Here is a 12,369-nt window from a genome sequence, read left to right as displayed (position 1 = left end):
CTCCGAGTGAGTTCTCTAGGCAGCTTGCCACGGAACCAACTCGGATCGCGACATCCGCACGGGTGCGGTATCGTCCATCCATGCCCCCGCCGCCACCCTCAAGGGATGCGCTGCGCGCGCGGAATCGTTTCAGTGCGCGCTAGCGCGGCGTGATGATGTAGGCGACGCCTCCCGGAGCGCCCGAGACCCCGCCCGTGGTGTTGTACCGCTTGGTGCGCTGCCAGATCGTCTCGAATTGGTGTCGCTTGTAGACATTTCGGACCCGGTCGTTGCTGTTGGCGGCCGGATCGTTCGCGATCACGTCGCCGTCCTTCGTGAAACCGACGACGACCATGATGTGCCCGGCGGTGCCGTAGCCCGCGCCGTCGAGTTCCTCGGCCTTGAACGATTGTGAAGTGATCACCGGAATGCCGCGCGCGATGTAGCTTTCGAGTTCGTTCAAGGAGTGCAAACGGGTGATGTGCCCACGCAGTCCGAGTGAAGCGGCGTACGCGGTGTTGAACGGCCAGTTGCCGGTTCCGTCGTAAGCGTGATCGAAGGTGTAGCGGGCGGCGTACGCGACGGTCGGATCCACGTAACCCTTCGGGATCCACGTCATGTCCTCGCGCTTGGGCCGTTTGCCCCAGTACTCGGCGACCATTTCGGTGGACGTCGGGCTGCACCAGCTCTCGCCGCCACCGCCGTACTCGGGAAACTGTCCTTTGTGGAGGTTCTGGGCGTAGGCGGGCACCTTGAGCTCGATACCGGTGGCGCGGCCCGGTTTCGTCGCCCGGACCTCGAACCGGTCCGGGACCAGCGACGTCATCGCGCCGAGCGAGGTCACCGACGGCGTGGCGCGGGAACCGGCCTCGCGGTAGAGGCTGATCCGCAGTTGATACGACCGGAGCGCGACGCCCGCCTTCATGACCAGCGTGTCGACGTCGACAGCGGCGTTGGCGTCGCTCTGGCCGTCGACGCTGGTGCGCTTGATGTCGGCGTCCCCGCTGGCCCACCGGCCCATGACGTACCAGGCCGTCTCGGTGCCCGACGAGGTGCGGCCCTTCGCCTCGATCTTGATCCAGGTCTTGGCCGGTGTCTTCGCGTTCCACGAGGCGACCAGCTGGGAGGCGTCGAAGCCGTGCTTGTGGCTCTTCGACGTCCACTGGCCGTATTCGTAGGTCTTCGTGGTGCCGAGCGCGGGTTCGGTGTGCTCGATGGTGCCGATCGGGCGATCGATGCGCAGTTCGCCGTGGTGGAGGTCGAGCCCCTCCAGCCTGCCGTCACGGAAACCGCGCTGACCGGACCATTCGTGATAGTCGATCGACTCGTCGTCCGGCTTGGCCGGGCTCGCCTCCACCGTCTGTGCCGTCACCGCGGACATTGTCGCGATCGTCAGCAGCGTGACCAGCCCTCGTATCCGCATCGCGGCTCCATCCCTCGGGTCCACCCAGTAGGGAAGGGATTTTCGCCGGTCGCGCGAGGTATGTAAACAGTTGTCTGCAAGACGGCCCGAGTCTGTGTCACTTTCGCGACCGGCCCCGCGTGTCAGGCGAGGGGGTTCGGCAGCAGGAGTTCGGTGTTCTGGTCCTGAGCCGTCCCGACGGCGCCCAGCGAAGCGTGGATGTCGTTGTACGAGAACTCCCGGTACAGCGACGCAAGCGCTTGCGTCGAGGTGTCCGAGTAGTCCGCCTCATACGGTGCTTCGGCTTCGATCAGCGTCGTGAACAGCGACAGCGTGCCGTCGGCGTTGTCGGCGACCTCGATGATCCGCGCGTGCTGCGGGAAGTCGATGTGCGAAGCGGTGTTGATCTCCCAGAAGCCCTGCTTCGCCGTTTTGCCGGGGTGCGGGGTGATCTTGTTGTGGTGCGTGTGGCCGTTGACCCACGCCAGCACGTTCGGGAACCGGTTCAGCAGCGAGACGAACGTGTCGCCGTTGAGCCGCAACTCCAGCGGATGCCGCGCGTCGGGGAGCACGTTGCCCATGGTGTCGCTGGTGTGGTGGCTGAACAGGATGAACAGTTCGTCCGTCACGTTCTGCGTGACCTTGCGGCCGAAGAAGTCGTAGTACACCGAGCTGTTGCGCTTGAGCGTGTTCTCCACCCAGGTGAACTGCCCGAGCCCGATCGACCCGTCCGCGAGCCCGGCCATCGTCGTGGTGTCGAGGCTGATGCCGACGACGCCCGGCGCGATGCGGAAGGTGTAGTACACGTTGCGCCCGTCGGCGTTGTTGCCGCTGAACCCGTGGCCGACCGGGCCGGGGCCGGTGTTGGCGGTGTCGAGGTGGTGCCGCACGAACTCCGCGGTGCTGAACGGCCGCCGCCGCGCGTCCGGGGTGATCTCGCGGATCGTGCCCGAGCCGCCGAACAGCTCCGTGATCGGGACGCCCGAGCCGGAGCCGATCGCCTTGGCGAGTTTCCGCGACGTCGTCTCGTCCTTGCCGATCACCTTGAAGCGGCCGGTGTACCAGGCGTCCATCCCCGGCAGATCCGGCAGCGTGCCGACGATGCTGTCGTCGTGGTTGCCGAAGGTGCAGAACCACGGGATGTCGAGACCGGGTGAGGTGAAGGTGTTCGAAGCCGCGCCGAGCAGGCCGGGCAGCTGCGGGAAGCCCTTCTTCGTGTAGGCGTCGTCCAGCGTCTTGCCGGGGTTCCAGTAGTGCGAGGACCCGGACGTCTGGACGCCTTCGTGCGCGTTCGGGTCGCCGGACGTCGGGTTCACCGTGCCGCCGTTGAGCACCTTGAGGAACCACTCGAGCTCGATCAGCTCGTGGTTGTCGGTGTTGTCGCCGGTGGTGACCATGAAATCGATCGCCCGCCCGGTGAACGGGCCCGTCTTCAGGCTGTTCACCCGCTCCACCAGCGCCGTCGTCGCGACCGGGCCGAGCGTCTCCTGCGGCCGGTGCGCCGAGCCGATGAACGGGTGCAGGTATTCGAACCGCGCCGGGCTCTCGGCGTCGGTGAAGTGCAGATCGGTGAACTGCGCGAACGACGCCACCGCGCGGCGCCGGTCGTCGCGGCCGGACTTCGGCGCGGCGAGATCGCCCCGGACGACGAGCGGCCAGCCGGGACCCGCCGTCAGCCGCGTGTAGCCCGGACCGCTCTTCAGCGGAGCCGCGGCGGATTCCAGCGTGGTACCCGCGGTGCGCACCGCGCGGGACGTCGTGCGTGCGAGCGCCCGGTCGAGCGCGTTGGCGGTCGGGGTGCACAGCAGCAGGCCGACGCCGGCGGCGCCCGCCGCGGTGAAGGTTCGCCTGGAGATGTCGGACATGGCGGTGCCCCTACTCGTCGCGGGTGGGTGTCGCGGAAGGACGATGCCGGACGAGGTTAGCCGTGGGGTGAACGCCAGAAAAGGGTAATGCGAAGATTTGTCACGTTCGGCCGAATGCTTTCGTCGCCATGGTGGTTAAGCTGGTCGCTCGGCTGGTGAGGAGGTGGCCCCGGTGGGTGCTTCGGCATGGTCTGTCCGCGGCCGGTTCGAGGGAGATCCGGAAGCGGCGCTGGACGCGATGAAGACGCGCGTCTTCGCGGAGGGCGACTACCTCTGGGAAGAGGACGAACTCGGCCGCCCGGATTCGGTCGAGGAGCTGTACGAAATCGAGAGCGTCCAGGAGTCCGGAACCCACTCGGTGCTCGACGTGCACGAGTTCATCAGCGCCACGGGCGAGGACGACTTCGGCACGATCCGGCCCTTGACCGACGCCGAACTCCTCACCGCCTTCGGGACTGAGGAGCCGTCGGTCGCCGGCTTCGACGAACTCGACAAGGCGGGGCAGCTGCCGTACGAACGCCGCCCGCGCTGGAGCGCGAACTGCGCGCTGCTCTACGAAGACGACGTCGCCGTCGAGCTGGCGATCTGGGGCGTCTCCGGCGACTAGAGCCGGGCTTTCGCGACACCCGGGATGGCGACCAGGGTGCCGGTGCCGAGCGGGTCGGGTTGGTCGTGAGTGGAGATTCGGCTCAGGGTCACGGGTGTCCTGGTTACCTGTCGGCCTCTGGCTGCGGTCGTTCGACCCGGCCCGTTACGCCTTCGGCCTCCGGCGACTAGAGCCGGGCTTCGAGGCCGTCGAGAATGACCTCGACGCCCAAATCGAAGACGTCCTCCCCGCTCTGGCGGGCGAAAGCCGGGCCGAGCCTGCTCACGTGGGGATAAGCCGCGAGCCGTTCGAGGAACCCTTCGTCCGGCTTCCGCGCGGAGAGGGTTTCCACCGAGGCGAGCACGTGTGCCGTGAGCAGCCGCGAAATCCCCGCCGTGTCCTCCTCGGAGAAACCCGCCTCCAGCAGGATCCGCGCGGTCGTCTCGACATGGCCCAGCCGGTGCGGCCCGGTCGGCGGCCGTTCCCGCAGCAGCGCGGCCGCGTCCCGGTGGCGCAGCAGCAAAGCCCTGAACTGGCGGAGTCCGCTCGCGAGCTGTTCGCGCCACGGCAGGCGCCGGTCGATCTCGAAGGCGTCGACGCAGATCGCTTCGGCGACCAGGTCCAGCAGTTCGGCCTTGTCCTTCACGTGCCAGTAGAGCGTCGGTGAGCTGACACCGAGCTTCGCCGCCAGGCGCCGCGTGCTCAGCTCCGCGAGACCCGTTTCGTCGAGCAGGTCGACGGCCGCGTCGGTGATCTTGGCGAGGTCCAGCGAGCCTTTGCGTGCCACCCGCGGACTCTATCAGTGATAGATTTGTCTCTATCACTGATAGAGAACGGGGTAAGTGATGCTCTGGACACCGAAGATCCGCCTGGTCACGGTGCTGTGCTCGATCGTTTTCGTGGCCGGGACGGCGCTGCAGAACTACGTGATCATCGATCTGGACCTGATCGAGGCGAGCATGCGGCTCAAAGGGGTGGAAACCGGCGACGCGCCCGCTTACCTCGGCGCGTTGCGGCTGGTGGGGAACGTCTTCATCGTGGGCAACCTGCTCGGCGTGCTCGTCTGGTTCCGGTGGCGTTGGCTGTTCTGGCCGGTGCTCGCGGTCAACGTCGGCCAGGCGTTGGGCGTGTACGTCGTGCCGTTCGAGGTGCACCGGGCCGCGATCGACGAACACGGCTGGCCGGGCGTGCTTCCGTCCCTGATCACCGACGGCGGCGCGGTGATCCTGTCGATCTTGCTGCTCGCCGCTTATGTCCGCTCGCGGCGGATCACGCGGACAGGCGACCCAGTTCGGCTTTGACCGCCTCGACCGCGGCCTTCGTCTCGGCGACCGGATCGGCGCCGTCGCGGGCGATCTTGCCCAGCGCGTCGACGAGCGCGGTGTTCGCCGTCGGCGTCCACAGTGGACCGGCGGCGCGGCCGTTCTCCCGGATCAGCTTCGCGGCGTCGGTCCCCGGGGTGGCCTTGTCGAGCACGCTCAGCCGTGCGGGCAGGTGGAAGCCGAACCTGGTGGCGAACTCCTGCTGGAAGTCGGTGCGCTCCAGCCACAGCCATTTGACGAAGTCCTTGGCGGCGTTGGGATTCAGGCTCTTGGAATGCACCATCGCGCTCAGTCCGCTGACCGGGACGGACGGCGCGCCCGCCGCGTCGAGCCGGGGGAAGGCCAGGACACCGAAGTCGTCCTTCATGGTGTCCTGGATCTTCGGCAGGTTCCACAACCAGGTCCACTGCATGGCGGCGAGCCCGTCGATGAACGGGATCGGATCTGCCCAGTCCGTCGAAGCGCCCAGCAGCAGCGAACCGTTGAGGTCATGGAGTTTCGCGAACGCGGTCGCGGCGCGGGGATCGTCGAAGCCGACGGTCTTGCCGTCCTTGAGGTAGTCGAGTCCGGCGGCCCAGAGCAGCGGCCCGGCGAGTGCCGCCGCGCCCGCGTCGTTGCCGGCGAACAACCCTTTGACGCCGTCCTTGGAGAGTTTCCTCGCCGCGTCGACGAGCTCGTCGAGCGTCTGCGGCGGCTGGACCCCGGCTTCTTGAAGAAAACTCTTGCGATAGAAGAGAACCTGGGTGTCGAGTGACTGCGGGATGCCGTAGAGCTTGCCGTCGACGGTCTGCGCCGCGAGCACGGACTGGTTGAAGTCGTTGCGCACGGGCCCGATGACGTCGTCGAGCGGGACTAGGAGGTTCTGCCGGACGCGGTCGACGGTGACCCGGCCTTCGAAAACGTCCGGAACCGGCCCCGCCTGCAGCGCGGCGTTCAGCTTCGTTTCGTAGTCATCGGGATTCCACTGCACCGTGACCTTGGACTTCTGGTACGCGGCCGCGTAGCGCGTGACGGCTTCCTGGACACCGGCTTCGGGGTACGGGTGGTACCACTGCGCGAGGTCGACCGGCTTCGGTTTCGGCCGGGTGACCCCGGCGGAGTAGGCCGTCGAAGGAGGAGGGCTTCCTGATTGGACGGTGTTCGACCCGCAGGCGGACAGCACTGTCGTCCCCGCCAGTGCCAGGAACGCGCGCCTGCTTGTCTTACGCACCAACAAAACCCTTCGTCGAACGCCGTGAAGGCCATCTTGTGGGAACTAGCGTCCCTCAAGATGGCCTTCACGGAAGGGCAGGCGCGCGGGAGATTAACCCGTTAGAGCTGGCTGATGTCGAGCTTTCCCTCGGAGTGGAACGCCCGCAGCCGCTTCTTGTCGAACTTGCCGACACTCGTCTTGGGGACTTCGTCCACAAAGGTCCAATTCTCCGGAAGCTGCCACTTCGCGACCTTGTCGGACAGGAACTCGCGCAGTTCCTCGGCCGTCACGGTCTGGCCCTCCTTGACCACGACGGCGACCAGCGGGCGCTCGTCCCACTTCTCGTCGGGGATGCCGACCACGGCCGCCTCGGCCACCGCGGGGTGGGCCATCACCTGGTTCTCCAGGTCCACCGAGGAGATCCACTCGCCGCCGGACTTGATGACGTCCTTCGCGCGGTCGGTCAGCGTGAGGTAGCCGTCCGGGCTGATCTTGCCGACGTCGCCGGTGCGCAGCCAGCCGTCGTGGAACTTCTCCGGGTCGGGCTCGTCACCGGTCGTGCCGCTGTAGTACGACGCCGCGATCCACGGGCCCTGCACTTCGAGCTCGCCGACGCTTTCGTTGTCCCACGGCAGTTCCTCGCCGTTGTCGCCGATCAGCCGGGCGCTGACGGAGGCGGGGAACCGGCCCTGGGTGTAGCGGTACTCCCAGGCCTTCTCGCCGGTCGCGGCGGCGGGCGGACGCGCGACGCTGCCCAGCGGCGACGTCTCGGTCATGCCCCAGGCGTGCAGGATCGGCACGTTGTAGCGGTCTTCGAACGCGTGCATCAGCGACGGCGGCGCGGCCGAGCCGCCGACGACGACCTCGCGCAGATGCGAGATGTCCTGCGGGTTCGCGTCGAGGTGCGAGAGCAGGCCCTGCCAGATCGTCGGGACGGCGCCGGCGAAGGTCGGCTTCTCGGCGTCGAGCATCTGGGCGATGGGCGCGGGCTGGAGGAAGCGGTCCGGCATCAGCAGCGAGGCGCCGACCATCAGCGCGGCGTACGGCATGCCCCAGGCCATCGCGTGGAACATCGGGACGATCGCGAGCGCCTTGTCGTGCTGGGCCAGCCGCATGCTGTCGGTCATGGTGACCTGCATCGAGTGGAGCCAGATCGACCGGTGGGAGTACGCGACGCCCTTGGGGTCACCCGTGGTGCCCGAGGTGTAACACATCGCGGCGGCCGAGCGCTCGTCCACGTCGGGCCAGTCGAAGGTGTCCGGCTGGTCCGCCAGCAGCTCGCTGTACGAGTGCACCTGGACGCCGTCGGGCGCCGGGAGGGTGGAGGCGTCGCCGTTGGCCACGATGACGTGCCGCACGGTCTTCAGCTCGGGCAGCTGCTTGGCCAGCAGTGGGACCAGCGTGCCGTCGACGATGACGACCTGGTCCTCGGCGTGGTTGGCGACGAAGACCAGCTGCTCGGGGAAGAGCCGGATGTTCAGCGTGTGCAGCACCGCGCCCATGGCGGGAATCGCCAGGTAGGCGGCCATGTGCTCGGCGTTGTTCCACATGAAGGTGCCGACGCGCTGGTCGCCGGTGATGCCCAGGCTCCGGAGGGCGTTCGCCAGGCGCGCGGCGTGTTTGCCGAGCTCACCGTAGGTCTCACGACGGGCCTCTGAACCGGTCCAGGTGATGACTTCGCTCTCGGAGTGCACCGTGGTGCCGTGGCGGAGCAGCCTGCTCAGTGACAGCTGTCCGTCCTGCATCGTGCTCAACATCGTGTACTCCCGTGGTGCTCGTTCTCCGGTGAACTGGGGTTGGGCCGACTCTAATCCGGGTCGGGTGAACTGGTCAGTAACCTCGCAGGCAACCGTTCGGTCACAGTGTCGCGCTAACGGGTGTTCGCCGGTTCGGGTCAAGATCATCAATAATTCGTATTTTTCCTACCATGAAACGAAAAATGGCTAACAGTGCGAAGTGGTGGCATCGCTCATAAGGGTGATGAACGCCATCGAATCGCCGCCCGAATGGCGTGTTTCCGCAGGCTGGGGCGGGTTGCCCAGGTCGTGGTCGAGGGGTAATAAGTGCGTGTCGGTTTCACGGCCGAGGAACGGGTGGCGTTTACTGGAGCCGTGGTACAGAGACGGCTGGCCAGCGCTTGCTCTCGCAAGCATGGTTAAAGGCCGTCGGCCGCGAAAGCGGAGACCTGAGATGAAAGGACTACTACGTTGGCTCTGCCCACGTTGACTCCGGAGCAGCGCGCCGATGCCCTCGCCAAGGCGGCTGAGGCTCGCAAGGCGCGCTCCGAGCTGCTTGCGTCGATCAAGTCCGGCAAGGAGAGCATCGACAAGGTGCTCAAGCAGGCCAAGGAGAACAAGACCATCGGCAAGACGAAGGTCACGCAGCTGCTGAAGGCCGTGCCCGGCCTGGGCGCGGTCAAGGTCGCCGCTCTGCTGGAGCAGGCCGGGATCGACCCTGACCGGCGTGCAGCCGGTCTGGGTGAGCGGCAGCGCGAGGCCCTCCTCGAGGCGCTGAAGTAACGCTTCCGCCCAGGTCACGGGCTGTCCAGGGGAAGGTGCTGCCTGAGAGGCTGTTGCCCGGGCAACACTTTCCCCTGGTCTCAGCCGGAGCCTGGGACGCTGGTGGGGTGACGACCAGTACCGCACCGGCGACCCCGGCAGACCTGGCCGCCCGCTACGAGCGGGGCGACTTTCTCCTGGCCACGGCCCGGCACGCGCTCCTCGCGAGCGGGGCCGCGGCCACCGCGACCGACACCGATCCGGTGCGGCTGTCCCGGGCACTTCCGGGGTTGTTCGCCGGCACCGGCGCTCCGATCGCGGTCGGCGTGCTGCCCTTCGACACCAGCGAGGGCACGTCGACGCCTGGTCACCTGGTCTTGCCCCGCGCCGTGCACCGCGCGTCGTCCGAACGCGGGGCCGTACCGCCGCGCACCGCGCTGCCGCAGCCGGTCAAGGTCACTTCCGTGCCCGAACCGGAGGCGCATCTGGCCGCCGTCCGCGCGGCCGTCTCGGCGCTGAGCGACCGCGACCTGCGCAAGGTCGTCCTGGCCCGCGCGCTCGATCTCGACTTCTCCGAAGCCGTTCCGGTCGCCGACGTCGTCCGGAACCTGGCGAACGGCAACCCCCGGCACACCACCTACGCCGCGCAGTTGCCCGGCGGGCGCACACTCGTCGGCGCCACCCCCGAACTCCTGCTGTCCCGCACCGGCGGCGCCGTGCTGTCCCGGCCGCATGCCGGGTCGATGCCCCGGTCTGCGGACCCGGCGATCGACAAGGCCAATGGTGAGGCGCTCCAGGCGTCCGAAAAGGACCACCTCGAACACGCCGTGGTGGTGGAGTCCGTCGTCGAGATCCTGCGGCCCTTCTGCCGGACCCTCGACGTCCGCGGCCCCGAGCTGGTCTCGACGCCGGCGATCTGGCACCTCTCGACGACCGTCACCGGTGAACTGATCGACCAGGACGTCACCGCGCTGGACCTCGCCGCCGCGCTGCATCCGACACCCGCGGTCTGCGGCACGCCGACCGGCGCCGCGCGCTCGCTGGTCGGGGAACTCGAGCCGTTCGACCGCGCGTACTACGCGGGCGCCGTCGGCTGGGTCGACGCGGCCGGGGACGGCGAGTGGGCCGTCGGGATCCGGTGCGCGGAGATCGCCGACACCTCCATGCGGCTGTACGCCGGTGGCGGCATCGTCCCCGCTTCCGACCCTCGGACCGAACTCGACGAGACCTCGGCGAAGTTCCGCACCCTGCTGGCCGCCATGGGCCTGGAGATCTGACCCCCTCGCGTTTCGTCCTCTAGTTGCGGTCCTTGCGCGTGCGACTCGGCCAAGTCTCGTGAGTGGCAAGTGACGGGGTGAAGGCTCCTTTCCCCTCGTCAGACGCCGCGAAGGGCCCCATCGCCGCGTCGCATGCGGCGAAGGTCCCCTTCAGCCCTCGGGGTCAGAGGGTCACGAAGTCTTCGGTCACCGAGATCTCGTCGGACGTCAGCAGCGCGACGGCGGCCCGGTAGCCCTCGGCCGCCTTCAGGTCCGCGAGCCGTGTCCGTTCCGGGTCGAGGGCCGGGTGGCTCGAGCGGGTCAGCCGCGCCTGCTCGTCGTACCCGGAGAACGTGATGCTCTGCAGCGGGATCTTGAGGCCCTTCCCGGTGGCCTTCATGACGGCTTCCTTGCGCGTCCAGTACGTGAAGAACGCCGTCGCGCGCTGCTCGTCGGGCAGACCGGAGATCGCGGCCTGCTCGGTCGGGGTCAGCGCGTACTCCATGAGCGAGTCTTCGGCCCGCCTGGTGGCCGTCTCGACGTCGAGGCCGACCGGCGTCCCCTCGGTGGCCGCGACGCCGATGAGGTCGCCGGAATGCGAGATCGACAGCATCAGCGGCGCGCCGGGCACACGGGGGCGGCCGTGCGGTTTGCCGCAGTCTTCGCAGGTCGCGTCGAACTTCACGTCCTCGACGGCGAGGCCGAGGCGTTCGGCCGTGACGGTTTTCGCCAGCACTCGGCCGGTCAGGAACCGGCGTTTGTCGATGTCCTGACGGTAGCTGTCGTACCGGCCTTGCTCGAGTTCGTCGAGCAGGGCCAGGAACCGGGGTTCAGCGGGCAGGGGCGGGGACCAGCGGACCGCACATTCGATCACGTCTCCCTTTTTACCCGATCCGCACTGGTATCACTCGAATGTTCGTCGAGCAGCGTCGCTTCGTCGAACGGTGACCGGCCGTCCAGGGTCCGGTCCAGCTGCTCGCGGTCGATCTCCTTGGTCCAGGTGCCGATCAGCACGGTCGCGACGGCGTTGCCCGCGAAGTTCGTCAGCGCGCGGGCCTCGGACATGAACCGGTCGATGCCGACGATGAACCCGACGCCGTCCACCAGCTCCGGACGGTGCGACGACAGCCCTCCCGCCAGTGTCGCGAGCCCCGCGCCGGTGACCCCGGCGGCGCCCTTCGACGCGATGATCATGAACACCAGCAACGAGACCTGCTCGCCGATGGTCAGCGGTTTGTCGAGCGCGTCCGCGATGAAGATGGACGCCATCGTCAGGTAGATCGCGGTGCCGTCGAGGTTGAACGAGTACCCGGTCGGCACGGTGATGCCGACCACGGATTTGGAGACCCCGGCGTGCTCCATCTTCGCGATCAGCCGCGGCAGCGCCGATTCGGACGACGAAGTCGACAGGATCAGCAGGAACTCGCGGCCGAGGTACTTCAGCAGCTTGAAGATGTTGACCTTGGCCAGCAGGCCGATGATCAGCCCGAGCACCACGAACACGAACAGCGCGCAGGTGATGTAGAAGCCGAGCATGATCACCGCGAGGCTCTGCAGCGCCTTCCAGCCGGTCTCGCCGACGACGGCGGCGATCGCGCCGAACGCGCCGACCGGGGCCGCCCACATGATCATCGCGAGGATCCGGAACACGAGCCGCTGGATGTGCTCGATGCCGCGGCGGATCGGCTCGCCCTTCGTGCCGAGCTTCTGCAGCGCGAATCCGGCGAGCAGCGCGACCAGCAGCGTCTGCAGCACCTCGCCCTCGGTGAACGCCGAGACCAGCGTCTTCGGGATGATCCCGAGCAGGAACTCGACGGTGCCCTCGCTCTTGGCGATCTGGTCCTGGCCCTTTTCGGCGATCTCGGGGGTCAGGTGCAGCCCGGTGCCCGGCTGGAGGATGTTGCCCACGACCAGGCCGATGACCAGCGCGACCGTCGACATCACGAGGAAGTAGCCGATCGCGAGCCCGCCGACGCGGCCGACCTTCGCCGCCTTCGCCACGGAGCCGACGCCGAGCACGATCGTGCAGAAGATGATCGGCGAGATCATCATCTTGATCAGGTTCACGAACCCGGTCCCGAGCGGCTTCAGTTCCTTGCCCAGCTCCGGGAAGAGGATGCCGACCGCGATGCCGAGGACCACCGCGGCGATCACCGCCAGATAGAGGTAATGGGTCCGGTCCCGCTTCGCCGCGGGTGCTTCCGTGCTCATGGGTGCCCTTCGACGAGACGAGAACAGGTTGCGAAAACTTATGACAACTTCTCGGCGA

Annotated in this window: 11 protein-coding genes; 4 read left to right on the top strand and 7 right to left on the bottom strand. The window is 67.7% G+C overall.

All coding sequences use genetic code 11. From position 1 onward, the window contains the following. Nucleotides 1-139: 139 nt before the first annotated feature. Both BKN51_RS29735 and BKN51_RS29730 read right to left on the bottom strand, forming a co-directional pair. Entirely contained in the window at nucleotides 140-1,402 is a 1,263-nt protein-coding gene (locus tag BKN51_RS29735; protein ID WP_174720464.1) for a C39 family peptidase, read from the bottom strand. Nucleotides 1,403-1,524: 122 nt separating this feature from the next. After that, nucleotides 1,525-3,246, bottom strand: coding sequence for a TIGR03767 family metallophosphoesterase (locus BKN51_RS29730; RefSeq protein WP_101610784.1), 1,722 nt, complete (start codon nucleotides 3,244-3,246; stop codon nucleotides 1,525-1,527). 172 nt (nucleotides 3,247-3,418) lie between these two features. Here BKN51_RS29730 and BKN51_RS29725 point away from each other — a divergent pair, with 172 nt between their 5' ends. Further along, entirely contained in the window at nucleotides 3,419-3,853 is a 435-nt protein-coding gene (locus tag BKN51_RS29725; RefSeq protein WP_101610783.1) for a hypothetical protein, read from the top strand. A gap of 166 nt (nucleotides 3,854-4,019) precedes the next feature. Here BKN51_RS29725 and BKN51_RS29720 read toward each other — a convergent pair whose 3' ends face one another. Beyond that, on the bottom strand, nucleotides 4,020-4,619 hold the full coding sequence (locus BKN51_RS29720; RefSeq protein ID WP_101610782.1) for a TetR/AcrR family transcriptional regulator C-terminal domain-containing protein: 600 nt from the start codon (nucleotides 4,617-4,619) through the stop codon (nucleotides 4,020-4,022). A 58-nt stretch (nucleotides 4,620-4,677) separates the two neighbouring features. Here BKN51_RS29720 and BKN51_RS29715 point away from each other — a divergent pair, with 58 nt between their 5' ends. Continuing rightward, nucleotides 4,678-5,133, top strand: coding sequence for a hypothetical protein (locus tag BKN51_RS29715; protein WP_101610781.1), 456 nt, complete (start codon nucleotides 4,678-4,680; stop codon nucleotides 5,131-5,133). Here the strand turns inward: BKN51_RS29715 and BKN51_RS29710 are convergent. Both BKN51_RS29710 and BKN51_RS29705 read right to left on the bottom strand, forming a co-directional pair. Next, entirely contained in the window at nucleotides 5,102-6,364 is a 1,263-nt protein-coding gene (locus BKN51_RS29710; protein ID WP_101610780.1) for an ABC transporter substrate-binding protein, read from the bottom strand. The two genes, BKN51_RS29715 and BKN51_RS29710, sit on opposite strands and share 32 nt — an antisense overlap. Nucleotides 6,365-6,465: 101 nt before the next feature. Next, complete coding sequence (locus BKN51_RS29705) at nucleotides 6,466-8,103, bottom strand: long-chain fatty acid--CoA ligase (protein ID WP_101610779.1); 1,638 nt, start codon at nucleotides 8,101-8,103, stop codon at nucleotides 6,466-6,468. A gap of 450 nt (nucleotides 8,104-8,553) precedes the next feature. Between BKN51_RS29705 and mihF the strand changes: the two genes are divergently transcribed. Together mihF and BKN51_RS29695 are read left to right on the top strand one after the other, a co-directional pair. Further along, nucleotides 8,554-8,865: an integration host factor, actinobacterial type gene (mihF, locus tag BKN51_RS29700; RefSeq protein ID WP_005155963.1), complete on the top strand. Its 312-nt coding sequence runs from the start codon at nucleotides 8,554-8,556 to the stop codon at nucleotides 8,863-8,865. Between the two features lie 107 nt (nucleotides 8,866-8,972). Next, complete coding sequence (locus BKN51_RS29695; protein WP_101610778.1) at nucleotides 8,973-10,121, top strand: isochorismate synthase; 1,149 nt, start codon at nucleotides 8,973-8,975, stop codon at nucleotides 10,119-10,121. 163 nt (nucleotides 10,122-10,284) lie between these two features. On the opposite strand, the gene BKN51_RS29690 is transcribed toward BKN51_RS29695, so the two are convergent. Next, nucleotides 10,285-10,974, bottom strand: a complete 690-nt coding sequence (locus tag BKN51_RS29690) for a 4'-phosphopantetheinyl transferase family protein (protein WP_101610777.1) — start codon at nucleotides 10,972-10,974, stop codon at nucleotides 10,285-10,287. Beyond that, nucleotides 10,971-12,311 (bottom strand): cation:dicarboxylate symporter family transporter, encoded by a 1,341-nt coding sequence (locus tag BKN51_RS29685; protein WP_101610776.1) that lies wholly within the window; start codon nucleotides 12,309-12,311, stop codon nucleotides 10,971-10,973. The genes BKN51_RS29690 and BKN51_RS29685 overlap by 4 nt, the downstream gene beginning before the upstream one ends. Nucleotides 12,312-12,369: the final 58 nt, after the last annotated feature.

Origin of the sequence: Amycolatopsis sp. BJA-103 (assembly GCF_002849735.1) — a bacterium.
Lineage (GTDB): Bacteria > Actinomycetota > Actinomycetes > Mycobacteriales > Pseudonocardiaceae > Amycolatopsis.
This window is presented reverse-complemented; position numbering and strand designations above follow the sequence as displayed.

Excerpts from the sequence above, each read along its gene's own strand:
- BKN51_RS29735 (WP_174720464.1), bottom strand. The coding sequence starts at position 1,402 with ATGCGGATACGAGGGCTGGTCACGCTGCTGACGATCGCGACAATGTCC.
- BKN51_RS29730 (WP_101610784.1), bottom strand. The coding sequence starts at position 3,246 with ATGTCCGACATCTCCAGGCGAACCTTCACCGCGGCGGGCGCCGCCGGC.
- BKN51_RS29715 (WP_101610781.1), top strand. The coding sequence starts at position 4,678 with ATGCTCTGGACACCGAAGATCCGCCTGGTCACGGTGCTGTGCTCGATC.
- BKN51_RS29705 (WP_101610779.1), bottom strand. The coding sequence starts at position 8,103 with ATGTTGAGCACGATGCAGGACGGACAGCTGTCACTGAGCAGGCTGCTC.
- BKN51_RS29685 (WP_101610776.1), bottom strand. The coding sequence starts at position 12,311 with ATGAGCACGGAAGCACCCGCGGCGAAGCGGGACCGGACCCATTACCTC.